General features: G+C 59.4%; 25 protein-coding genes. 14 read left to right on the top strand and 11 right to left on the bottom strand.

Annotation, left to right across the window (positions count from 1 at the left end; translation table 11 throughout):
• Positions 1–27: 27 nt before the first annotated feature.
• Genes ACR0AO_RS07075 through ACR0AO_RS07065 form a run of 3 tightly spaced genes read right to left on the bottom strand, consistent with a single transcriptional unit; the run spans position 28 to position 2,558 of the window.
• Positions 28–666, bottom strand: coding sequence for a YceI family protein (locus ACR0AO_RS07075; protein ID WP_480601638.1), 639 nt, complete (start codon positions 664–666; stop codon positions 28–30).
• On the bottom strand, positions 663–1,877 hold the full coding sequence (locus tag ACR0AO_RS07070) for an MFS transporter (RefSeq protein WP_480601636.1): 1,215 nt from the start codon (positions 1,875–1,877) through the stop codon (positions 663–665). The genes ACR0AO_RS07075 and ACR0AO_RS07070 overlap by 4 nt, the downstream gene beginning before the upstream one ends.
• Before the next feature lie 60 nt (positions 1,878–1,937).
• Positions 1,938–2,558 carry an ImuA family protein gene (locus ACR0AO_RS07065; protein WP_480601634.1) on the bottom strand — a complete coding sequence of 207 codons (621 nt, stop codon included), beginning with the start codon at positions 2,556–2,558 and terminating at the stop codon, positions 1,938–1,940.
• Between the two features lie 216 nt (positions 2,559–2,774).
• On the opposite strand from ACR0AO_RS07065, the gene ACR0AO_RS07060 reads away from it, so the two are divergent.
• Positions 2,775–3,395: a DUF1326 domain-containing protein gene (locus ACR0AO_RS07060; protein ID WP_480601632.1), complete on the top strand. Its 621-nt coding sequence runs from the start codon at positions 2,775–2,777 to the stop codon at positions 3,393–3,395.
• 31 nt (positions 3,396–3,426) lie between these two features.
• Positions 3,427–4,197, top strand: a complete 771-nt coding sequence (locus ACR0AO_RS07055) for a DUF2182 domain-containing protein (protein ID WP_480601630.1) — start codon at positions 3,427–3,429, stop codon at positions 4,195–4,197.
• A 91-nt stretch (positions 4,198–4,288) separates the two neighbouring features.
• Here the strand turns inward: ACR0AO_RS07055 and ACR0AO_RS07050 are convergent, their stop codons facing one another.
• Positions 4,289–4,687 (bottom strand): rhodanese-like domain-containing protein, encoded by a 399-nt coding sequence (locus ACR0AO_RS07050; protein ID WP_480601628.1) that lies wholly within the window; start codon positions 4,685–4,687, stop codon positions 4,289–4,291.
• Positions 4,688–4,802: 115 nt separating this feature from the next.
• On the opposite strand from ACR0AO_RS07050, the gene ACR0AO_RS07045 reads away from it, so the two are divergent.
• Positions 4,803–5,849 carry an aldo/keto reductase gene (locus ACR0AO_RS07045; protein WP_480601625.1) on the top strand — a complete coding sequence of 349 codons (1,047 nt, stop codon included), beginning with the start codon at positions 4,803–4,805 and terminating at the stop codon, positions 5,847–5,849.
• A 76-nt stretch (positions 5,850–5,925) separates the two neighbouring features.
• On the opposite strand, the gene ACR0AO_RS07040 is transcribed toward ACR0AO_RS07045, so the two are convergent.
• Positions 5,926–6,912, bottom strand: coding sequence for a GlxA family transcriptional regulator (locus ACR0AO_RS07040; RefSeq protein ID WP_480601622.1), 987 nt, complete (start codon positions 6,910–6,912; stop codon positions 5,926–5,928).
• Positions 6,913–7,045: 133 nt separating this feature from the next.
• On the opposite strand from ACR0AO_RS07040, the gene bcoG reads away from it, so the two are divergent.
• From bcoG to ACR0AO_RS07025, 3 genes are all read left to right on the top strand, one after another.
• The gene (gene bcoG / locus ACR0AO_RS07035) at positions 7,046–7,963 is read left to right on the top strand and encodes a 3-dehydrocarnitine:acetyl-CoA trimethylamine transferase BcoG (RefSeq protein ID WP_480601619.1); all 918 of its coding nucleotides are present in this window, start codon (positions 7,046–7,048) and stop codon (positions 7,961–7,963) included.
• A gap of 112 nt (positions 7,964–8,075) precedes the next feature.
• On the top strand, positions 8,076–9,539 hold the full coding sequence (locus ACR0AO_RS07030; RefSeq protein WP_480601616.1) for a carnitine 3-dehydrogenase: 1,464 nt from the start codon (positions 8,076–8,078) through the stop codon (positions 9,537–9,539).
• Complete coding sequence (locus ACR0AO_RS07025) at positions 9,536–10,297, top strand: SDR family oxidoreductase (protein WP_480601614.1); 762 nt, start codon at positions 9,536–9,538, stop codon at positions 10,295–10,297. Before ACR0AO_RS07030 ends, ACR0AO_RS07025 begins: the two co-directional genes overlap by 4 nt.
• A gap of 58 nt (positions 10,298–10,355) precedes the next feature.
• On the opposite strand, the gene ACR0AO_RS07020 is transcribed toward ACR0AO_RS07025, so the two are convergent.
• Together ACR0AO_RS07020 and ACR0AO_RS07015 are read right to left on the bottom strand one after the other, a co-directional pair.
• Positions 10,356–10,538, bottom strand: coding sequence for a hypothetical protein (locus ACR0AO_RS07020; RefSeq protein WP_480601612.1), 183 nt, complete (start codon positions 10,536–10,538; stop codon positions 10,356–10,358).
• A gap of 111 nt (positions 10,539–10,649) precedes the next feature.
• Positions 10,650–11,519, bottom strand: a complete 870-nt coding sequence (locus ACR0AO_RS07015) for a helix-turn-helix domain-containing protein (RefSeq protein WP_480601610.1) — start codon at positions 11,517–11,519, stop codon at positions 10,650–10,652.
• A 106-nt stretch (positions 11,520–11,625) separates the two neighbouring features.
• Between ACR0AO_RS07015 and ACR0AO_RS07010 the strand changes: the two genes are divergently transcribed.
• Genes ACR0AO_RS07010 through ACR0AO_RS07000 form a run of 3 tightly spaced genes read left to right on the top strand, consistent with a single transcriptional unit; the run spans position 11,626 to position 13,651 of the window.
• Complete coding sequence (locus tag ACR0AO_RS07010) at positions 11,626–11,829, top strand: DUF2061 domain-containing protein (RefSeq protein WP_480601607.1); 204 nt, start codon at positions 11,626–11,628, stop codon at positions 11,827–11,829.
• The gene (locus tag ACR0AO_RS07005; RefSeq protein ID WP_480601604.1) at positions 11,822–12,727 is read left to right on the top strand and encodes a fatty acid desaturase; all 906 of its coding nucleotides are present in this window, start codon (positions 11,822–11,824) and stop codon (positions 12,725–12,727) included. Before ACR0AO_RS07010 ends, ACR0AO_RS07005 begins: the two co-directional genes overlap by 8 nt.
• A 21-nt stretch (positions 12,728–12,748) precedes the next feature.
• Positions 12,749–13,651, top strand: coding sequence for an EamA family transporter (locus ACR0AO_RS07000; RefSeq protein WP_480601601.1), 903 nt, complete (start codon positions 12,749–12,751; stop codon positions 13,649–13,651).
• A gap of 98 nt (positions 13,652–13,749) precedes the next feature.
• On the opposite strand, the gene ACR0AO_RS06995 is transcribed toward ACR0AO_RS07000, so the two are convergent.
• From ACR0AO_RS06995 to ACR0AO_RS06980, 4 genes are all read right to left on the bottom strand, one after another.
• Positions 13,750–15,096 (bottom strand): DEAD/DEAH box helicase, encoded by a 1,347-nt coding sequence (locus ACR0AO_RS06995; RefSeq protein ID WP_480601778.1) that lies wholly within the window; start codon positions 15,094–15,096, stop codon positions 13,750–13,752.
• Between the two features lie 185 nt (positions 15,097–15,281).
• The gene (locus tag ACR0AO_RS06990; RefSeq protein WP_480601598.1) at positions 15,282–16,223 is read right to left on the bottom strand and encodes a glycosyltransferase family 2 protein; all 942 of its coding nucleotides are present in this window, start codon (positions 16,221–16,223) and stop codon (positions 15,282–15,284) included.
• A gap of 61 nt (positions 16,224–16,284) precedes the next feature.
• Entirely contained in the window at positions 16,285–17,892 is a 1,608-nt protein-coding gene (locus tag ACR0AO_RS06985; protein ID WP_480601595.1) for a peptide chain release factor 3, read from the bottom strand.
• A gap of 72 nt (positions 17,893–17,964) precedes the next feature.
• The gene (locus ACR0AO_RS06980) at positions 17,965–18,402 is read right to left on the bottom strand and encodes a c-type cytochrome (protein ID WP_480601593.1); all 438 of its coding nucleotides are present in this window, start codon (positions 18,400–18,402) and stop codon (positions 17,965–17,967) included.
• 142 nt (positions 18,403–18,544) lie between these two features.
• Between ACR0AO_RS06980 and ACR0AO_RS06975 the strand changes: the two genes are divergently transcribed.
• From ACR0AO_RS06975 to ACR0AO_RS06955, 5 genes are all read left to right on the top strand, one after another.
• Positions 18,545–18,907, top strand: coding sequence for a SnoaL-like domain-containing protein (locus ACR0AO_RS06975; protein ID WP_480601591.1), 363 nt, complete (start codon positions 18,545–18,547; stop codon positions 18,905–18,907).
• A gap of 72 nt (positions 18,908–18,979) precedes the next feature.
• Positions 18,980–19,759 carry an SDR family oxidoreductase gene (locus tag ACR0AO_RS06970; protein ID WP_480601589.1) on the top strand — a complete coding sequence of 260 codons (780 nt, stop codon included), beginning with the start codon at positions 18,980–18,982 and terminating at the stop codon, positions 19,757–19,759.
• A 2-nt stretch (positions 19,760–19,761) separates the two neighbouring features.
• A complete protein-coding gene (locus ACR0AO_RS06965; protein WP_480601586.1) occupies positions 19,762–20,874 on the top strand; it encodes a hypothetical protein in 1,113 nt (370 codons plus the stop codon).
• Between the two features lie 105 nt (positions 20,875–20,979).
• Positions 20,980–22,026, top strand: coding sequence for a methyltransferase domain-containing protein (locus ACR0AO_RS06960; RefSeq protein WP_480601583.1), 1,047 nt, complete (start codon positions 20,980–20,982; stop codon positions 22,024–22,026).
• Between the two features lie 80 nt (positions 22,027–22,106).
• On the top strand, positions 22,107–23,192 hold the full coding sequence (locus ACR0AO_RS06955; protein ID WP_480601581.1) for an ABC transporter ATP-binding protein: 1,086 nt from the start codon (positions 22,107–22,109) through the stop codon (positions 23,190–23,192).
• The last annotated feature ends 13 nt before the right edge of the window (positions 23,193–23,205 follow it).

The following is a 23,205-nucleotide window of genomic DNA, read 5'->3' as shown; positions in this document are numbered from 1 at the left end:
TGGCGTCGGTTTTGGGCGATGCGATGACTAGTTGATGCGCTTGAGGACGGCTTTTATGTCCAGAACCACCATATCTGTCACCAGATCTGGAAACCCGGTGGCCCCGAACGCGCTGCGGCTGAGTTGTCCGCGCAACTGAATGCTGAGATCGTTCAGGTCGTCGGGCGAACTTCCCGCCTTGCGATAGAGATTTGCCTGCAGCGTGATCGGGCGGGTAACGCCGCGCAGAGTCAGATTGCCGATGACCCGCGCCCCGTCCGACAGCCGCCCGCCCTTGCCCAGTTCGATTCTTGTCGAGACAAAGCGAATGCTTGGGTATTTGGCCACGTCCAACACTTGCGCGCTCAGCATGGCATTGCGAGCAAAGCCGAAATTCGTCCTGACCCGAGTTGCATCCACGGTCACGTCAACCTGGCTGCGGGCCAGATTTCGCAGGTCGATCAGAATGTCGGCAGAGCGAACCGGCATGGTTCCGAACTGATTGGTCCCGGCAAGTTTGAACTGAAAGGCGACATTCGAATGGCTGGCGTCCAGCTCGTACCGGGTTGGTGCAGCAAGCGCGATGGTGGCCAGTAATAGGAACGAAATCATCAACAGCAAACTGCGTCGGAACAGCAACGATCCGTTCACCGCCGGGACACTCGGGCTTGTCCGGCGCCTTTTCATGCCAAGGCTTCCTGTCGCCTCGGGCGCGAGCGCATCAGCAGCATCAGGATGATCGCAATGTTCATGCCATTCCAGGCGATGCCGTTGACAAAGGCGAGCCGGTAACTTCCGCTCAGGTCATAGATCCAGCCGGACATCCAGCCGCCCAAAGCCATGCCGAGGATCGTAAGCATCAGCACGAACCCAACCCGTGCGCCCGCTTCGCGCGGCGGCATGTATTCCCGCACGATCAACGCATAGCCGGGCACGATCCCGCCCTGGGACAGACCGAAAAGCGCACTGATGAGATAAAGCGAAACCATTCCGTCAAACGGAAGGAACAAAAACAGCGCGGTGCATTGCAGCACCGATCCGATCAGCACGGTCCGCACCCCGCCCAGCCGGTCGGCCACAAGGCCCGAAACGACGCGGCTGACCACACCGCCAAGCAGCATCAGCGACAGCATTTCCGCTCCGACCGCCGGGCCGTACCCAAGCCCTACGCAATAGGAAACGATATGGACCTGCGGCATCGACATGGCGACGCAGCATCCGATCCCGGCAAGGCCGAGAACGTATTGCAGCGTACGCGGCGACAGCCCGGCGCTCCTGGCGTTCAGCCGCGCCGCGGTCGCCGCCGTGTCATGGGCGTCAGGTGGGAGTTGCCGTCGCAACAGCAAAGACAACGGGATCACGGCGAGCGGGGTGATGATAGCCAGGTTCAAATAAACCTGCTGCCAGCCGTTCTCGGCCAGAGTGCCCGCCAGCAAGGTCGGCCAGATTGCTCCCGACAGGTAGTTGCCGCTCGCCACCAGCGCCACCGCGATGCCGCGTCGCCGTATGAACCAGTGCGAAATATCCGCGATGAGAGGCCCGAAACCGATGGCTGCGCCCAACCCCACGAGGATGTGCACCATAGCCAGAATGGTGATCGAGGGCGCCAGCACCGCCAGACCATAGCTGACCGAGCTGACAATGGCCGCGCCGATCAGGGCGCGGGTGACACCCAGCCGGTCGACCAGTTGTCCCAGCCACATATTACCCAGGGCAAAGCCGATCATCGTCAGCGTGAAGGGCAGCGAGGCCTCGGCCCGCCCCGCGCCGAATTGCGTTTCGATATCCGGCATGACGACGATAACCGCCCACATGCCGACATTGGCCACCGCCGCGATGGCAAGCGTGACCAGCAGTCGGAGCCACGAATAGCGGCTGTCATGGATCGGGTGGGTCATGCGGGGAACGCTACGGGGGGCGGCATCGTTTGGCCAGTAACAAGTTGGTTTGCAGACCGCTCAGCCCGCCATGTCCCCGGCTTCGGTCCGTTCCAGCTGCAACGGCGCGCGCGGGGCGGTCTGCATGGCCAGCCATGACGCCGGGGGCAGGGCGCGGGCACGGCGGCGGGTCAGGGTCCAGCGCCGTGTCTCGCCCTGATGTGCGGGGGCCATGTGCCAGCGCGTCTCGATCCCCTGCGCGCCACCTTCGCCGGGGGTCAGCAGCAGCCCCAGCGGCGCCTGTCCCATCGCGCCGCCCTGTTCGGCGGCCAGATGCATCCGTCGCACCGGCGTCAGCCCCGGCGCATCGGGCAGATCGCCCACGACCAGCGGCACCGCCCCGCTGCGCAGCGCCTCTTCCAGGCACCACAGCATATCATCGGCGCGTTCGGGCCGCACGAACAGGAACCGCGCCGGATCGGCGAACGGCATCATCCCGTCCGGGTTCAGCTGATCGGCCTCCCACGCGGGCGAGATCCACAGAACCGGCCCCTGCATCCGCCCCGCCAGCCACAGGGCAAAGCTGCGCCGCGCCGGGCCGCAGGCCTCGTGCACGCGGGCAAGCGGCAGGGTGATCTGAGGATGCAGGCAAAGCTCGGGCATATCGCGCGCAGGCTTGCGGCTGAGAATATGAGGTGACATGGATGACATCTATCATGTTCCTCATTTGTTCTCAAGCATGGCAAGGAAGCGGGTGTGGGCCGACAAGAAAAATCCGTGTCGGAAATTGACCGCCCAGACTCCACAAGGGCGACGCGCATCAAATGGCCTTTGCAGCCGTTCCCCTAACAAAATGCGTGATTTTGTGCTATTTTTGGCATGTTCGAATGGAACAAGCCAAAGTTTGGGGGGAATCCGATGGTTTGGAATGTATCCGGAGAACTTGTCGAAACCTGCAGTTGCAACATGCTGTGTCCTTGCTGGTTTGGACAAGCCGAATTGATGTTAATGGATCAGGGTTATTGTGCCACTTCATTGCTTCTGCGAATTCGGGAAGGCACATACGACGGCGTTGACCTTTCCGGGCAGAATGCGGTTGTCTCTCTGCATTTCCCGGGGCCGACATTGTTCGATGCCAATGGTACAGGGCGTGTTTACATAGACGACAGCGCCAGCAGCGAACAGGCCTCAGCGATTGAAAAAATCCTGCAGGGCGCATCGGGCGGTGGCATGGAAGTACCGGCCAGCCTGCTGTCATCCTGGCTGCCCAGCAAGCGCGTTACCATCACCGTATCTGAGGCGGATGGAACGCTGAGTGTTTCTCTTGCCGGAATAGGTGAGCTGAAATCAAGCCGGCTGGTCAACGATCTTGGCAACAGGATGAAGTTAAAGAATGCGGCGTTCAGCCTCGCGTTCGGCCATGATGATCACGAAGGTGATCTTGCGCCAAGCCACGGCACCGTGTGGAACGACGACGAGATGCCGACCAGTTGGGAGGGCAGATCGGGCGTCACCGGTCAAATCTCTTGGGCCGGTTGATGCTCGGGCCGAATCGCAAAGATCGTATTCGATGAGCGTTGGGATAACACGGCGTGACCGCACCCTTGTAATCGGGGCGCTGGTAATACTTGCCCTGTTGGCGTGGATTTACACGATCTATCTTGGTCTGGCCGTGTCATTCGGAACAACGGAAGGCAGCATGGCAATGCCAATGACCATGAAATGGTCGGCAGCCGATTTTCTTTTTATGTTCATCATGTGGGCGGTGATGATGTTCGCTATGATGCTGCCATCAGTCACTCCGACTGTTCTGATCTTTGAAAAGGTACGCGCCAGGCGCGAAAAAGCCGGTCGGCCTTTTGCGCCAACTTTTGCCTTTGTTTCGGGTTATCTGTTGATTTGGTTGGGTTTTTCGCTCGCAGCCACGCTTCTGAACTGGTGGTTGCACACGGGCGGTGCTCTGACATCCATGATGGGTAAAGTCGAACCGGTGTTTGGCGGATTTGTTTTGGTTTTGGCCGGAGCTTTTCAATGGACCCGGTTGAAGGACAGGTGTCTCGATCATTGCCGCTCGCCGCTTGGGTTTCTGACGACCTACTGGAGAGGGGGTACATGGGGCGCTGCCCGGATGGGAGTGCATCACGGGTTCTACTGTCTTGGATGCTGCTGGATGCTCATGGCGCTATTGTTTGTTTTGGGCGTCATGAATCTGCCGTGGGTCGCCGTCCTTACAATTGCGGTTCTGGCCGAGAAAACGCTGCCGAACGGGCGGTACCTGAGCCGAATTCTTGGGGTGGCACTTGTCGCATGGGGTTGCTGGCTCATCGCCACCAGCATTTGAAGTTCAGCGTGCTGGCGCTCGGCAGGTTCGTCTCGCACGGGGATTGCCGCGAATGGCGGTCATTGGACCCCGATAATACCACTGGACCACCTCAATCTTTTTTTAATACCGGTCCGCCTTGGTTCACCCATTCCGTAAAACCGCCTTCCAGATGCTTGACGGGTTTCAAACCCATTTCCTGCGCCACTTTGGCGCTCAGCGCCGACCGCCAGGCGCTGGCACAGTAAAAGACATAGGTCTTGTCCTGATTGAAGATGTCCTTGTGGTAGGGGCTGTCAGGGTCGATCCAGAATTCCAGCATCCCGCGCGGACAGGAAAACGCGCCGGGGATCTGGCCCTGACGCTGCAATTCGCGGATGTCTCGCAAGTCGACAAAGACAAAGGCGGGATCGTCATGCAAATTCTTCGCCTCTGCTACCGACATCGTTTCCACGACCGCATTGGCTTCGGCCAGCAGGGTTTTGATTCCCTTGGTGATTTTTTGCGCCATAACATCCTCCTGCGCTCCGGCGGAAGGCTGGCGGAATTTCGGACGGACCTCAAGGGGCTTGTCCCCTGTGGCAGACCGGTTAGGTTCGCCTCGATGCAGGCAGAAAGGTGTGCGGATGAAAATGAACCCGTTGGGTCGCTCGGGGATACTGGTCAGTGAATTGTGCCTCGGCACCATGACCTTTGGAACCCAGACCTCCGAGGCCGAGGCGCATACGCAGATCGACATGGCATTGGCGGCTGGCGTGAATTTTGTCGATACGGCCGAGATGTACCCGGTCAATCCGGTCACCCAAGAGACCGTCGGCGGCAGCGAGGCCATCATCGGGAACTGGAACGCCGCCCATCCCGGCCGCCGTGGCGACTATGTTCTGGCGACCAAACATTCGGGCGCAGGCTTCATGCATGTTCGCGGTGGGGCGCCCGTTTCGGGCCAGACCATTCCCGAGGCGGTCGAGGGTTCCCTGCGGCGGCTCAGGACGGACTATATCGATCTTTATCAGTTTCACTGGCCGAATCGGGGCAGCTACATGTTCCGGCAGAACTGGCACTACGACCCTTCGAAACAGGACCGCACCTCGACGGTTGCGAATATCGAAGAATGTCTGGAGGCGCTGCAGCGGCAGGTGGACAAGGGCAACATCCGCGCCTTTGGCTTGTCGAACGAAAGCGCCTGGGGCACCGCGCAATGGCTCAGGGCCGCCGAAGAACGGGGATGGCCCCGCGTGGCATCTGTACAAAACGAATACTCTCTGCTCTGCCGGTTGTACGATACGGACATGTCGGAACTGAGCGTGAACGAAGACGTGGGTCTGATGGCGTTTTCACCGCTCGGGGCCGGTTTCCTGACCGGTAAATATCAGCGCGGCGCAGTACCCGCCGGCTCGCGCATGTCGCTGGTGCCCCAAATGGGCGGGCGCAAGGGGCCACGAACATTCGAAGCGGTCGGGGCCTATCTGGACATTGCGGAACGGCATGGGCTGGACCCGGTTCACATGGCGCTGGCCTGGTGTGGCACGCGGCCCTTCATGATGTCGGCAATTTTCGGAGCGACGGCCCTGCCGCAGTTGGAGCATATCCTGAGCGGTATGGACGTGCGCCTGTCAGATGACGTGCTGGCCGAAATCTCTGCGGCCCACCACGCGTACCCGATGCCCTATTGAGGGGAGGGGGCGCTGCCCCTGTCACTCCAAATGTGACTCCCCCGGAGTAGTTTTAACAAGGCAAGGCAACTGCCCGTCAGTGGTGCGTCGGCTGGGCGTTTTCCTGTCTGAGGTCGCGCGCCGACAAACCATGCGCGGTTCGGAAAGCGCGCGCGAAACTGGATTGTGAAGTAAAGCCGGTGGCCAGTGCCACATCCATCAGCGGCATATCAGTATCGGTGACCAGACGGCGGGCCTCCGCCAGGCGCAGTTGCAGATAGTGATCCTGCGGCGTGGTGTTCAGACGCAGGCGGAATTGCTGTTGCAATGTGCGCGGGCTGGTGCCCAGCGTGTCGGCGATCTCGAACAACGGCAGAGGTTCGTCCAGCGACGATTCCATCAGGGCATTTGCCTTGGCGGTCAGGGCGTTGTGGCGGTGCGGCGCTCCGGTGCGGCTTTGCGGCTTGCTGGGCGCGGGCGCGCCATCATAGAGGAACAGGCCGGAAACACGCGCGGCAAAGCCTGCGCCGTGACGCGCGGCAATGATATGCAGCATCATTTCGATCGCTGGAATGGCACCGCCCGAAGTCAGCCGGTTTCCTGACACTGTGAACCGGTCCCGCAGCACGGTGACTTCGGGAAAACGACCGGCGAAATTGTCCAGGTCTTCCCAATGCGTGGTCGCGGCATGGCCGTTCAGCAATCCGGCTTCGGCCAGAAGCCAAGGCCCGCCATCGATGCCTGCCATCGCGGCGCCCGTCGAGGCAATGCGGCGCAGACCGGCCAGCAGGCTGGGGGTTGCGTGGCGGGCAAGTTGGAACCCCGCTACGACGATCATCAGGTCGCAGGATTGCAGCCGCGCCAATGGGATGCCCGGAACGTTCAGCGCGCTGGTCAGCACCGCCGGTTCCGTCGTTGCGGTGACGTAGTCCCAGTCGAATGCGGGCCGGTCTGCCAGCCGGTTGGCCGCGCGCATCGGATCGATCGTGGCGGCAAAACTGAGCGTGTTGCATTCATCGAGCACCAGTACCGCCGTTTTCAGGGCGCGATGTTCGGGTTGAAGGATGTTTTTCGCGGATTTCATCAAGTTCGATTCGCATCTTGGCAAGTTGTTTACCCAAAGCTGCGCCAGAGTCGCGTCCGAAAGCAAATCGGAATCCGGGGACAAGCCTCGGGAAAACCCATGGCGAAACCGGGTATAACTTGGGGAAAACACCATGCCTCTGGAAATGAACCGCGAAGTCTTCATCACCTGTGCCGTTACCGGCTCGGGCGGAACCCAGGATCGCAGCCCTCATGTGCCGCGCTCGCCGCAGCAGATTGCGGATAGCGCGATAGCCGCTGCCAAGGCAGGGGCGGCAGTGGTTCATTGCCATGTGCGCGACCCCGAAACCGGCGCGCCCAGCCGTCGGCTGGACCTGTATCGCGAAGTGACGGATCGCATTCGCGACTCCGAGGTGGATGTGGTTCTGAACCTTACGGCTGGCATGGGTGGCGACATCGTCTTTGGCGGTGTTGAAAGCCCGTTCCCAGTGAACGAGGCGGGCACTGACCTGATCGGAGCGTCGGAACGCGTGGCGCATGTGGCCGAATGCCTGCCCGAGATCTGCACGCTGGATTGCGGCACCATGAACTTTGCCGAGGCCGATTATGTCATGACCAACACCCCAGGCGCACTGCGGGCGATGGGGCAGATGATGACCGATCTGGGGGTGAAGCCCGAGATCGAGGCGTTTGACACCGGCCATCTGTGGTTTGCGAAACAGTTGGTGAAAGAGGGAATTCTGGAACCCAACGCTCTGGTGCAGCTCTGCATGGGCGTGCCGTGGGGCGCGCCGGATGATCTGAACACCTTCATGGCGATGGTGAACAATGTACCGGACGACTGGACCTTCAGCGCGTTCTCGCTGGGGCGCAATCAGATGGCCTTTGCTGCGGCAGCGGTACTGGCAGGCGGCAATGTGCGTGTCGGGCTCGAGGATAATCTGTGGCTCGACAAGGGTGTGCTGGCCGAAAACTGGCAGTTGGTGGAACGCGCAGGCTCGATCATCGAGAACATGGGTGCGCGAGTGATCGGACCGCAGGAGGTGCGAGAGAAGTTGGGGTTGACCAAGCGGACACCGGTGGCGAAGTAAGCGAAACATAGGGCCGCGACTGACCCTGGGTGGGTGCGAAGCCCCCCGGAAGAGGTTCGGGCACGGCCTGGTCCGCTTTGCGAACCGGGCTCAATTTTGTTGAGGAAGTGCAATGAAAACAGCAGCAATCATCGGTGGCGGTGTGATCGGCGGCGGCTGGGCCGCGCGGTTTCTGCTCAATGGCTGGGACGTGCGGGTGTTCGACCCGGACCCCGAGGCCGAACGCAAGATTGGTGAAGTTCTGGACAACGCGCGGCGGTCTCTGCCAGGGCTGAGCGACGTGCCGCTACCCGCCGAAGGTGCGTTGACCTTCCATGATGACTTGGCCGAAGCGGTGCAAGGGGCCACATGGATTCAGGAAAGCGTGCCGGAACGGCTGGACCTGAAACTTAAGGTCTACAAGGGTCTGCAGGAAGCGTGTGATCCAACCGCGATCATCGGGTCCTCGACCAGTGGCTTCAAGCCGTCCGAGTTGCAAGAGGGCGCATTTCGGCCTGAGCAGATCGTGGTGACGCATCCGTTCAACCCGGTCTATCTGTTGCCTTTGATCGAATTGGTGCCAACCGAAAAGAACGCACCCGAAACGGTCGAGCGGGCCAAGGAACTTTTGACCTCAGTTGGCTTTTTCCCGCTGCACGTCAAAAAGGAAATCGATGCTCATATCGCCGACCGGTTCCTCGAAGCCGTCTGGCGCGAGGCGCTTTGGCTGGTCAAGGACGGCATCGCTACCACCGAGGAAATCGACGAGGCGATCCGCATGGGGTTCGGCATCCGCTGGGCGCAGATGGGCCTGTTCGAGACCTATCGCGTAGCGGGCGGCGAGGCAGGGATGCGGCATTTCATGGCGCAGTTCGGCCCGGCGTTGAAATGGCCCTGGACCAAATTGATGGATGTGCCTGAGTTCACCGACGAACTGGTGGATTTGATTGCCGATCAGTCTGACGCCCAGTCGGGCATGCATTCGATCCGCGAACTGGAGCGCATCCGCGACAACAACCTTGTCGGCATGATGCGCGCGCTCAAGGCGCAGAATTACGGGGCCGGGGCCGTGCTGAACCAGCATGATGCGATGTTGAAGCCTGGTGCGCTGCCGACGCTGGATCAGGCGGATCTAAGCCGGCCGATCCTGACCCTGTCCCGCGCGGTGCCACTGGACTGGACCGATTATAACGGCCACATGACCGAGTCGCGGTATCTCGACGCCTTTGCCAACTCCACCGACCGGTTCATGGAGATCATTGGCTGCGACGCGGATTACATCGCCAGCGGAGGAAGCTATTTCACCGCCGAAACCCACATCCGTCATCTCGACGAAACCCATGCGGGCGCGAAGATCGAGGTGCGGACGCAGTTGCTGCTGGGGCAGGGCAAGAAGCTGCACCTGTTTCACAGCATGTACGAGGGCGACACGCTACTGGCCACCGGTGAAAGCTTCCTGCTGCATGTTAGCCTCGAAACCCGACGTCCATGTGCGCCGTCGGCTGAAATCGAGGCGGCCCTGGCGCGGATCACGCAAGCGCAAGCCGGTCTGCCATATCCTGAGGGGGCGGGCAACGCGATCCGCAAACCGGCGTGACGCAGAAAGTTCTGATCACCGCTGGCGCCTCGGGCGTCGGACGTGCCATGGCCGAAGCGTTTGACGCATCCGGCGCGCAGGTCTGGGTGGCGGACGTGGATGAGGCGGCGCTGGCCGATTGCCCCGGGCGGTGGCAGCGCACGCGCGCGGATGTCGCGGACGAGGTGGATGTGGCCGCCCTGTTCGCGACCATCGAGGCCGAATGGGGCGGGCTGGACGTGCTCTGCGCCAATGCGGGTGTTGCCGGGCCGACCGCGTTGATCGAGGACGTGCGGCTGGAGGATTGGCGCGCTTGTATGGCGGTCAATTTGGAAGGTGCGTTTCTTTGTGCGAAATTCGCAGCTCCGATATTGAAAAGGCAAGGCAACGGCGCGGTGCTGATCACGTCCTCCACCGCCGGGCAATATGGCTATCCCAACCGTGCGCCCTATGCGGCGGCAAAATGGGGAATGGTCGGGTTGGGCATGACCCTTGCAATGGAGCTTGGGCCGCATGGTGTCAGGTGTAACGTGATCTGTCCAGGAGCCGTCGAGGGACCGCGGATGGAAGGCGTTCTGGAGCGCGAGGCTGCGGCCAAAGGGATGACCCGCGATCAGGTTTACCAAGGTTATGCCTCGGGCACTTCGATGGGGCGGTTCGTCGAAGGCCGTGATATCGCCAACATGGCCGTCTTTTTGGCCTCGGACGCGGCCCGACTGGTGTCAGGGCAGGTGATTGCGGTCGATGGTCAGACCGTTAACCCCGATCCCAAGCTGTAGAGCAATGCGACCGACCGGCCCGCATTGCGGGACGGTCCTTGTTCACGATTTCAAAGTTTTAGCTCTGATTGGGTCCCCGGATCTGCCGGATGGCCTGGCGCACGGCCTCCCAATCTTTGGCTTCATCTGTTTTTCCCGCTTCCTCGCAGGCGCGCATCTTTTGCGCTGCTTCGGCCTCGGCCTTGTCGCCATGCACCGAATAGAGCGCCCGGGCATATTCGGCGGTCTGTATTGCGTCCATTCGTCGAATCCTCCGCTGTTTCCTTCAACCGGTTGGGATTTCCATCTGGTTCGCGCCTGACGATTATAGGCAAGACCGGCGCATATTGCACCAGTCTGAAGATCAGGAACCTTATTGCGAGGCCGGGACCGCTTGTCGCAACTCCATCAAATGCCCCGGCAGGTTTCGGGCCGTCAGGTCAGCCTCGCGCACCAGAGTATCGAAATGCCGTGTGAAAATCTCGATCCGGTCACGATCACGAAACGCCATATAATGACTGCCCGCGTAAAAGACACACAGAAGCGGGCCAAATATCGTAACCGGTGCTGAATAAAGACGTTTGGCGTCAAACAGATAGATGCGCAGGCGTGGATAGAGCTGCTCGCACAATTCCAGCAGATGATCGATCTGTTCCAGCCTGACCTCCGCAGGTAAGCCGCTGTAATACCCGGTCGCACGGGCAAAACTGTCGAGTTCAAAAAGCGGCATCGCAATCTCATAGTCGGATTGCGCGCTGCGCATCCAGCTGAGCCGGTCGGCAGAGGCCCCGATTGCCTGATCCGCCGTCCGCCCGAGATGCGGGGCATATTCCCATTCCAAAACAGCGCGGGTTTTCAGCATATCCGGCAACGTGGCCGGAACATACCGAATCTTGTAACCCGCCGCCTGCTGGTGCCATTCGAAAATCCGTTCGTCCACCAGGGCGCGCGGCGCTTCGGTCATCGTAAGCGAGCTTGCAAGCAACTCAGCGGCACTTTCGGGCCTGTCCGACAGGCTGAGCAACCAGTCGGCAGAAACCCCCAAGGTCTCGGCGCAACTGCCAATCACATGCGCATTCGGAAGGCGCGCGCCATCATCCGTCAACAGTTGAGAGACCGTGGAACGGTCCACCCCGATCCGGCGGGCCAATCCGCTTTGCGTGATCTGAGTTTCTTCCATCGCACGGGCAAGGCGCAGACGAAACTGCGCGGCGCGTACACGTTTGTCCATTTTTTCATACATATGATGATAATTATCACGTCCGATTAATTTTGTTAATCATATTCCGAATTTTCAACGCGCCGGCTTGTGCGTAACAATTCTGTGAATACAAAAAATGGGGTACAGAATGGAAACTCGAAAGAGATCGGTCGTAAAGGCCGTGATCTGGAACATTATGGGGCTGGCAACCATGACGTTTGTCGGGCTGTTGGCCACAGGCTCTGCTGCGATTGGCGGCACCTTGGCGGTGGTGAACACCGCGATCGGCCTGACCATGTACATCTTTTACGAGCGTGTATGGGCAAATATTCGGTGGGGGCGCAATGTCTGACTCCCGCACCCGTCGTGGCACGCCTGAATGGGGAACTTTTTTATTGATCGTCGCCTGCTATGCGGCCTGGCTGGCGACTGTTTTTATACTGGCCGGAATAAGCCTTTGGCTTGCCATACCGGTCATGGGATTGGTGGCGGCGCTGCATTCCTCGCTGACTCATGAGGCGCTGCACGGCCATCCGTTCCGTATCAAATGGCTGAACGAGGCGTTGATGGCTTTGCCGCTGACCCTGTGCATCCCCTACAACCGTTTCCGCGATCTGCATCTGGCACACCACCGCGATTCGAACCTGACTGACCCTTATGACGATCCTGAATCCAATTTTCTGGATCCTGAGGTCTGGAATAATCTGTCCGTGTGGAAGAGAGGCCTCTATTCGGTAAACAACACACTTCTCGGCAGAATGGTTCTGGGGCCGGCCATCGGACAGGTAAAGTTCTTCGCCGATGAATGGCGTGGCGCGATGCAGGGGGATCGTACGATCTGGTTGGCCTGGGCGCTGCACCTGCCGGGCGCGGGAGTTGTGCTGTGGATCGTTTCGCTGTCACCGATGCCGGTCTGGGCCTTTCTGATTTCTGCATATATCGGGCTTGGATTGCTCAAGATCCGGACATTCCTGGAACATCGGGCCCACGAAATCGTTCGCGGCCGCACAGTTATCATCGAAGATCGCGGTCCGCTGGCGTTTCTGTTCCTGAACAACAACCTGCATGTCGTCCATCACATGAACCCGAACGCCGCCTGGTATCAGCTGCCCGCACTGTACCGGGAGGGGAAAGAGCGATACCTCGCTTGCAATGACAACTATGTCTATCGGTCCTATGCAGAAATCTTTCGGCGGTATTTCTGGCATGCGAAAGACCCGGTGCCGCATCCCCTCTGGCCAAAACACTGATTTCTATTCACAAGGGGTTCCATGAGCTTGTGGATCCCCGTCACCATTGCTGCCGCACTGTTCCAGACAGTGCGGTTCATGCTGCAAAAGTCGCTGAGTACAATCAAACTGTCAGTGGCGGGGGCAACCTTTGCCCGCTTCGCCTATTCCGCGCCGTTGGCAGTGCTGGCGCTTGTACTGGTGCTGTTCAATACGCCGGCAGAATTGCCACCGCTGACGGCGCGTTTTTGGATGTTCGTGGCCATCGGCGGAACTGCGCAAATTCTGGCGACAATCTGTGTGGTGGCCTTGTTCAAGCAGCGCAATTTCGCGGTCGGGATCACCTTCAAGAAGACCGAGGTGATCCAGACAGCAATTGTCGGCTTCATCATTTTGGGAGAAGGCGTTTCGTTCGGGGCGCTGGGTGCAATTGCCCTGGGGCTGGTGGCCGTTTTCCTGCTGTCCAAAACACCGGGCGGGGATGGGGCATGGTGGCGGCATCTGACCAATCGGCCTTCGCAGCTCGGGCTGGGTTCAGGTGTCCTGTTTGCCTTTTCTGCCGTCAGCTATCGCGGTGCCTCGCTGCAGCTGGGAGATCTCGATCCGTGGTTTCGGGCGCTGGTGACGCTGGCATCCGTCACGTCGTTTCAGATGGTGTCGATGGGTGCCTGGCTGTTCTGGCGCAACAGAGAAGATCTGCTTGCCGTCTGGCAGACCCGCCGGACCGCGGTTTTCGTAGGGCTGACCAGCCTGGGTGGATCGTTCTGCTGGTTTCTGGCCTTCACGCTTCAGAACGCGGCCTATGTAAAGGCGCTGGGGCAGGTGGAACTTGTTCTCAGCCTCCTGGCCTCAGCCTTTTTCTTTCGAGAAACCATCGCACGGCGAGAAATCGCGGGCATCGTTTTGCTTGGCCTCTCGATCCTGATGCTCGTGCTTGTCATCTAGCCATCAATCGATGGGTTGAGTGAAAAAGCCGCTTGCAAGCGGCTTAAGCGGTTTCAAACCACTTCAAGGCGTTTGAAAATGCCTTGTTCCACCTGGTATCATCCGGCGCGGCGTTCCTCGAAGCTGAGTGCGATGAAACTGGGCAGGTGATCGCCCATTCCCACAACGGCCTTATCGCCACCTTCGCCACGGTCCCGACTGCGCCCCCTGGGCTCTTTGCTTTTCCTGACGTCGGCGGTTTTTTCGCTCTTCGACCGTTTCGGTTCGGTTTTTGCGGGCTCAGGCTTGGTTTCCGTCTTGATCGGGCTATCCAGGCGCGGAATTTCCTTCTGGATCAGCTTTTCGACCGCATCCAGAGCCTTTGTGTCCCGTGGTCCGCAAATGGTGACAGCCTTGCCCTCGCGCCCGGCGCGGCCGGTGCGGCCGATGCGGTGCACGTAATCCTCGGCATGGCCAGGGACGTCAAAGTTAAACACATGGCTGACCGAGGGGATATCCAGACCGCGTGCCGCAACGTCCGAGGCGACCAGCAGCCGCAAGGAACCATCACGGAATCCATCCAGCGTTTTCGTCCGCTGGGACTGATCCAGATCGCCATGGATCGCCGCCGCGTTATAGCCGTGTTTCTTGAGCGATTTTGCGCAGATGTCGACATCCGTCTTGCGGTTGCAGAAGATGATCGCGTTGGTGCATTTGTCACCTTCGGCATCGATCAGCTTGCGCAACACCTTGCGCTTTTCGCTGGCTTCGCGATCGCGACGGCTACCCTTGAACATGACCACGCCCTGTTCGATGGTTTCAGATGCCGTGGCCTGTCGCGCCACCTCGACCCGGGCCGGGGCAGACAGGAACGTGTCGGTGATCCGCTCGATCTCGGGTGCCATAGTGGCCGAGAAGAACAGGGTTTGCCGCGTAAACGGCGTTAGCGAGAAGATGCGCTCGATATCCGGGATGAAACCCATGTCGAGCATCCGGTCGGCTTCGTCCACCACCATGACCTGCACGCCGGTCAACAACAGCTTGCCGCGCTCGAAATGATCTAGCAGGCGCCCCGGCGTGGCGATCAGCACGTCGACGCCCCGGTCGATCAGCGCGTCCTGTTCCTTGAAGCTGACGCCGCCGATCAGCAGCGCCTTGGTCAGCTTCACATGCTTGGCATAGGTGTCGAAGTTTTCGGCCACCTGCGCGGCCAACTCCCGCGTCGGGCACAGCACCAGCGAACGCGGCATACGCGCGCGTGCACGACCACGGGCCAGCAGGGTAATCATCGGCAGGGTGAAGCTGGCGGTTTTGCCGGTGCCAGTCTGGGCGATCCCCAACACGTCGCGCCCTTCGAGCGCGGGCGGGATAGCACCTTCCTGGATTGGGGTAGGGGTTTCGTATCCGGCTTCCTCAACAGCTTTGAGGACCTTCGGGTTCAGGTTCAGTTCGTTGAATTTTGTCATATATGTCCGGTTCATGCGGACACTGACCTGGCCCGCGCGTCTGATAAAGTGCCGGGCCCGGATGGCCATGCGCCCCATGCGCGTTTCGGCTTGTGCGGGGACATAACAAAATCGTTGGGCAGGGTCAAATGAAGACGTCTTAACCAGAGTTCAAGCACGGCCAGTCGGCAAATCCACGCAACAATTCAGACAGCTCCGGGGAAGTGTTTCGAAACTTTTTCGTCCAGATCCAGAGGTCGGTGTTTAATCATTCCCCGGGATGCAAGCTGTGCTCTGACCCGCGCGTCAGCCGCACTCAACTCGTCAAAGAAAGCGCGAAGCCCGGCCTCGCCCTGGTTCTCCTCAATGTTGCTCAGCAATTCGTGCATGCTTAGACCACCGCGATTGCGGGGCACATTTGGTGCTAACTCTGCTCTGTATGACCCTTTTTCCAGTCTGTAACGGTAGTGTGCATGCCAATCCTGCCAGTTCTGGCCATGCCGATGACACAGATCGACCTGCTCCAGTTCTTCGTGGCAGGGTTTCATGCGGCCATTCTGCAAATAGTTGTGAATTCTGTACTCGATATCCGGCAATCCTGTGCGCACGAATAGCTTTCCCGCGACGTGACTCATGAAGCCGCCCCGGACAAAAGCCCCATGCAGCGGATAAAGTTCACAAACAGTTCTGGTCCGCTCGGAACTTGCTGGTATGAACGTCTTATATAGATCCTCTCCGCAGGAAAGCGCCTCCATTGGGCGTATTCGCACTGCGGGAATGGGTGCAGGGACCACTTCCAGAAGATCGGCCATCGGTTCATGTGGCCAGAAGAACTCATCGACATCGATATGCGCCAGCCAGTCCACATCGGCACGGTTGTAGGCGTGGGTCGCGTTGACTGTCTGGCGTCTCTGATGTTTGACGGGACGCCATCCGTTGCGCCGTTTCCACGTTGCACGGTCACATGTTGTGACCCTTATCTTGGAATGTGCCTTTAGCGGCGCGTAAGCCTGCGGGTTCTTTTCGTCGAGATAGATAAAAAGCCGGTGCGCACCCAAGTCCAGGTGATACGCCGCAAAACGCAATATGTCTCTTGCCGGGGCCCTGACAGTGGAGACGACACCCCATGTAGTATTGTCCTTAGGCATCCGATCTCCGGCAACCCACATGGTTTTTGTTCAATAATTGCAGGTTAGAACAGGTGTGCGCTCAGGTCATCATCTCTTTCGTCGCGGTCAGGTTCACCGCCGGATAGTCGCGAACAACCCGGTCAATGTCCCATTGCAAACGGGTAAGATAGACGATGTCGCCGTCATGGTCATGGGCAATATGCTGTTTGTTGGCCGCCACCAGCTTGTCGACCTCGGTCTTTTCACCCGAAACCCAGCGGGCCGAAGTGAATTGCGACGCTTCGAATCGAACGGGAAGGCCGTATTCCATTTCGATCCGGCTGGCCAGCACTTCGAATTGCAGCGCGCCGACGACGCCTACGATGAAGCCCGAGCCGATGGACGGTTTAAACACCTTGGCCGCGCCTTCCTCGGCAAATTGCATCAGCGCCTTTTCCAGATGCTTGGCCTTCATCGGATCACCCGCACGGACGCCCTGCAGCAATTCTGGCGCGAAGGAGGGGATGCCGGTGACCCGGATCGCTTCACCTTCGGTCAGGGTATCGCCGATGCGCAACTGACCGTGGTTGGGGATGCCGATGATGTCACCGGCCCAGGCCTCTTCGGCCAGTTCGCGGTCGGAGGCGAGGAAAAGTACCGGATTCGAAATCGCCATCGGCTTTTTCGACCGCACGTGGGTCAGCTTCATACCGCGCTTGAAGTGACCGCTCGCCATGCGGACAAAAGCCACCCGGTCGCGGTGCTTGGGGTCCATGTTGGCCTGCACCTTGAACACAAAGCCAGCGACTTTCTTTTCGTCGGGCGAAATCTGACGCGGTTCTGCCGATTGTACCTGCGGCTGCGGGCCATAGGAGCCAATGCCTTCCATCAGCTCCTTAACCCCAAACGAGTTGATGGCCGAGCCGAACCAGATCGGGGTCATGTGGCCTTCCAACACCGCTTGCGGGTCCAACGCGGGCAGCAGTTCACGCGCCATCTCGACTTCTTCCAGAAGCTTCTCCAGTAAATGCTCGGGCACGTGTTCCGCCAGTTTCGGATCGTCCAAGCCGTTGATCTGAATACTCTCAGCCACCTTGTTACGGTCGGCGCGATCCATCAGTTCAAGCCGGTCGCGCAGCATGTCATAGCAGCCGATGAAATCGCGACCTACGCCAATGGGCCATGCGGCGGGCGCCACGTCGATGGCCAGCATTTCCTGAATTTCGTCGATGATCTCGAACGTATCGCGGCTTTCGCGGTCCATCTTGTTGCAGAACGTCAGGATCGGCAGATCGCGCAGACGGCAGACCTCGAACAGTTTCTGCGTCTGGCTTTCCACACCTTTCGCACCGTCGATAACCATCACGGCGGCATCCACGGCAGTCAGCGTGCGATAGGTATCCTCGGAGAAGTCCGAGTGACCGGGCGTGTCCACCAGATTGAACCGGAAGTTCCCATAGTCGAACGACATGGCGGAGGCGGAGACCGAGATCCCGCGATCCTTCTCCATCTGCATGAAGTCCGACCGTGTGCGCCGAGCCTCGCCCTTTGCGCGCACCTGACCGGCCATTTGAATGGCGCCTCCATACAGAAGGAACTTTTCGGTCAGCGTCGTCTTACCTGCATCCGGGTGCGAGATGATGGCGAATGTTCTGCGCCGGGCAATCTCGGGCGGCAATACGGGATGGTTTGAGGCGGTATCCAACATGTGCGCGCATATAGGTCAGAGGGCAAGAAGGCGCAAGAAAAACAGCCGTCAGATCACAAAGTGAGGGAAGTGCTATTTCCGATAAACGCTGTGGCATGACTTGCAGGTCTCGCCCAGCGCGCGCACAGCCGCCACAAGATCTGCAGGTTCCGAAATGGATTGTGCCGCCTTCTCGGCCTCAATCTGCAACGCATCGGCTTGTTGGCTGAAATTGTCGTACTCGTCCCAAATCCGAGGCAGTGCTTCGGATTTGGGATCGGTTTCGGGCGCTTCGAACAAAATCTGGATATGTGCCGCGTCTTGCGAAATTGCAGCGGCCGCTTTTTGCGCGCTTTCGGCATCGAATTCTGTCTGGCCCTTGGCCATTTCGCCCAGAATTTTCGTGTTGGCACCGATTTCACTCATGGCCATCATTCGGGCCATCACTGCAGGGTTTTTGACCCCTTCATGCGCCAGAACGGATGTGGCAAGCAAGGTATACACAACTATGACAACAGCGTTCCAGTTCACGTTCCCCTCCCATTCGTCGGGTGCCTATCAGGTTAGTTGTCGCGTGTTTCAGATACAAAATGCAATTGGTCCGTTAGATACTCTTTCCGACCGACCAGAAATGTGATAGAACATAAAGTGAACATTTCAAAGGGAGTGACCGATGACATTGAAAGAGATTGCCGATGAACTGGTGGCGGGATGTCGCGAAGACCGGGCCAAGGAAAACCTGACCAAACTTTACGCGCCGGACGCTGTTTCGGTCGAAGCCCAAGAAATGGAAGGCATGGGGCGTGAGACACACGGGGTTGAAGGCATTCGCGGCAAGCACGAATGGTGGGAAGGCGCGCATGAAGTGGCGGGCGCGTCGGTCAGCGATCCGTTCCTGCATGGTGATGACCGCTTTGCCGTGATCTTTGAAGTGCAGGGCAAGGTGAAGGAAACCGGTGACAGCTTTGATATGCGCGAAGTGGGGATCTATCACGTCGCTGACGGTAAAATCGTTCGGGAAGAGTTCTTTTACTGATCGCCGCATATCTGGCTTTCCCTGGCGGGCCGATGCTAGAGAAGTGCATAGCGGCAGACAGGGAGAGACAGAATGGATCTGGGAATTCGCGGAAAACGGGCGCTGGTCTGCGCCAGCAGCAAAGGATTGGGCCTTGGCTGTGCCGAGGCGCTGGCGGCGGCGGGAGTCGATCTGGTGATGAATGCGCGCGGCGCTGAGGCGCTGGAGGCGTCCGCCGCACAGGTCCGTGCCGAACATGGTGTTCAGGTGCAGACCGTCGCTTGCGATGTAACCACTTCCGAAGGTCAGGCATTGGTCATCGAAGCCGCGCAGGGTGTGGATATTCTGGTCAACAATGCAGGTGGCCCGCCGCCCGGCCTCTGGTCGGACTGGGATCGCGAGGATTTCATCAAGGCGCTTGATGCCAACATGCTGACGCCGATCGCCTTCATGAAGGCATTGCTTCCGGGGATGATGGAGAAAAGCTGGGGCAGGGTGGTCAACATCACCTCGCAATCGGTGCGCGCACCGATTCCGGCACTGGGTCTTTCGAACGCGGCGCGAACCGGGTTGACCGGCTATGTGGCGGGAACCTCGCGGCAGGTCGCGCCACATGGGGTTACGATCAACAACCTGTTGCCGGGTATCCACGCGACGGACAGGGCTGATTCTCTGGACGGCGGTGTCGCCGGTCAGAAAGGCATCTCCATCGACGAGGCGCGTGCAGAACGCGCCGCGACCATCCCCGCCCGCCGTTATGGCACACGGGCCGAATTCGGCGCCGCCTGTGCATTTTTGTGCTCACAACATGCGGGGTTCATTGTGGGGCAGAGTGTTTTGCTGGACGGCGGCGCTACTAACCTGACGATGTGACGATGGCACAGGGGTATTCACTCAAGGATCAGTTGTTCAACCTCGAAAAGACCCGCTATCTGGCGGGTCTTTTTGCTGAAGCAACGCCAGAATTTGACGCCAAAACGTTCGAGGCGCAGGTCATGGAACGGTTGCCCGATCTGGAACTCAAAGACCGCATGAAGTGGATTGCGGAATGCTTGCAGCAAGCGGTTCCGGGGGATTTGCCTGCGGTGTCCTCTGTGATTCGGCGCGCATTGCCGCCGCCGCTCGATCCGGCACGGGCGGATGACGATTTTGGCGATTTCATTATTGCGCCACTGGGGGAATGGGTGGCTTCGATCGGTCTGAACCAACCCGAACAGGCGCTCGACATGCTTGAGGAAGTGACCCAAAGGTTTTCCATGGAATGGGCCATCCGTCCTTTTCTCAACCGCTGGCCGGAGCAGGTTCTGGAAAAGATGTCGGGCTGGTGCGATCACTCCAGCTACCACGTGCGCCGCCTTGTCAGCGAGGGCACGCGGCCCCGTCTGCCCTGGGGCGAGGGGATCGCATTGAACCCGCAGGCCCCGCTGCCATTGCTAGACCGGCTGCACAGCGATCGCGCGCGTTATGTCACTCGTTCGGTTGCCAACCATCTCAACGACATCACCCGCACCGATCCGGATCTTGTGATCGATCGGTTGGAAAGATGGCGCGATGAGGGCCGGCAACAGCCCGAAGAACTGCGCTGGATGACCGCACATGCTCTGCGCGGTTTGGTCAAGGCCGGCCATCCCGGTGCCATGAAACAATTGGGCTTTGATCCCGAAGTTCCGCTCGACGTCTTGATCGAGGCTCCCGCCTCGGCAAAAATCGGGAACAGCTTCGATTTCACGGTGCTTATTGAAGGCCCCGAAAACCAGCCGGTGCTGGTTGACTACATCATCCATTTCCTCAGACCCTCCGGGAAGCGCTCGCCAAAGGTTCACAAGTTGAAACAGGCTGAAATCGGAACAGAGCCACTGCGGCTGACGAAACGACACAAGCTCAAGGGCAACGCAACGACATTCGAACTGGTGCCCGGACCGCATGTGGTGGAGGTTCAGATCAACGGCAGGATATGCTCGCGTTTTGAGTTCGAACTCCTTGCATAGGACACGCAATCCGGCCTCACGGTTGCGTCAACGCGGCCCCGGGCGCATTGAACCCGGCGGATCGCTGGACTAGCTGAGCGCGGAAACAACCAATGGGAGACGGTGATGAAGCATGAGGCGGTTCAGAACTATTACGGCGACATACTGAAAGGCAGTGATGATCTTCAGACCAATGCCTGCTGCACGCCGGATGAGATGCCCGGGCACCTCAGGTCCATTCTGTCAAAGATCCATGACGAAGTGCTGACCCGCTACTATGGATGCGGTCTGATCACCCCTCTGGACCTCGAAGGCATGCGAATCCTCGATCTTGGATGCGGGGCCGGGCGGGATGTCTATGCGCTTTCCGCTATGGTCGGAGAATCGGGGCGTGTCGTCGGCGTTGATATGACCCTCGCTCAACTGGACGTCGCGCGGGCGCATCAGGATTATCACGCCCGGGCCTTTGGTTTTTCCACCAGCAATGTCGAATTTCATCACGGCTATATTGAACGTCTTGACGAACTCGACCTCGAACCGGGGTCTTTCGATATCATCGTGTCGAATTGCGTGATCAATCTGGCGACCGACAAAGCGGCGGTTCTGCGCGGGGCGCACCGCCTGCTCAAGGATGGCGGGGAGATGTATTTCTCGGACATCTACGCCGATCGCCGCGTGCCCAAGGCGATGGCTCAGGATGAAGTGCTATATGGAGAATGCCTGTCGGGTGCGCTCTATTGGAACGATTTTTTGTCATTGGCGCGGGCTGCCGGCTTTGGAGATCCGCGCCGCGTCACCCACCGTCCTCTGACCATAGAAAATCCAGCGCTCGAAGCACGGGTTAATCCGCTCAAGTTCATTTCCGCGACCTACCGCCTGTTCAAACTGCCGGAATTGGAGCCGGCCTGTGAAGATTACGGTCAGGCCGTCATCTACAGGGGAACGATCTCGAACGCGCCGCATGAATTCGTGCTGGACGATCACCATCTGATGGAAACAGGCAAGGTGTTTCCGGTCTGCGGCAACACGTGGATGATGTTGCAAGACACCCGTTTTGCCCGACATTTCAGCTTCATCGGTGATTTCTCGACCCATTACGGCATTTTTGCGGGCTGCGGTGGCGAAAGCCCCTTCGTGACCGGCGGGCAACCGGCTTCGACGGGGTGCTGCTGATCCCTTGCGCCGGAGAGGCGGGGTTGTTATCCCCGCCCAAGCCCGATGGAATTGATCGGGAAAGGCAACGGGGTCCATCGGTGACGGTCAAGGCAGTTCCTCCACGTCTGGAAATCCGCAACATCAGGCGCGCCTTCGGTGGCCGCATGGTGGTGGATGATGTTTCCCTGCGTATCAATGCAGGGCAGGTCACCTGTCTTTTGGGGCCTTCGGGTTGCGGCAAGTCGACGACGCTGCGCATGATCGCAGGCGTCGAGATGCAGGATGCGGGCGAGATTTACGTCGATGGCAAGCTGATCTGCGACACTGTCTTCCGGGTGCCACCCGAGCGGCGCGAGATCGGTCTGATGTTTCAGGATTTCGCGTTGTTCCCGCATCTGAGCGTTGCCGACAACGTGGCCTTTGGCTTGAAGGGGGCAAAAGAGAAAAAACGCGCCCGTGTCGAGGAATTGTTGGCGAAAGTCGATCTGCTGCGGTTCATCGACGGTTTTCCGCACCAGTTGTCCGGGGGCGAGCAACAGCGCGTCGCACTTGCGCGGGCTTTGGCGCCTAGGCCCCGGATCATGCTGATGGACGAACCCTTCTCGGGCCTGGACAATCGGTTGCGCGATGGCATTCGCGATGAGACCCTTGCCATATTGAAGGATGAGGATGCGGCGGTGTTGCTGGTCACGCACGAGCCCGAAGAGGCGATGCGCATGGCCGACGAGATCGCATTGATGCGCGGCGGCAAGATCGTGCAGCAGGGCGCGCCCTATAACGTCTACACCCGTCCTCACGACAAGGCGGCGGTTTCCTTTTTCAGCGATATCAATGTTTTGAAGGCGCAAGTTAATGGGGCTTTGGCGCAAACACCTTTTGGTCAGTTTCTTGCCCCCGGTATTCCGGACGGAACCGACGTTGAGATCGTGTTTCGCCCGCAACACGTCAAACTCGATTTCGATCGTGGTGGCAGGGGGCCTGCCCCGACCCCCAGTGATGGGGTGGCTGCGCGCGGCGTAGTGGAACGCGCGCGGTTTCTGGGCAACGAAAGCCTTGTCGAGTTCCGGATGGACTATGACGGCACGGTCCTCAAGGCGACCGTGCCCAACGTGTTTGTTCCGCAGATCGGACGCGTGATGTGGCTGACGATCCGGCGCGACCGCTGTTTCGTTTTCCCCGCCTGAGGTCGACTGCCTG

It is taken from the genome of Ruegeria sp. AF8 (genome assembly GCF_056541825.1).
The sequence above is the reverse complement of the archived record's forward strand: the minus strand, read 5'-3'. Positions and strand labels throughout refer to the sequence as shown.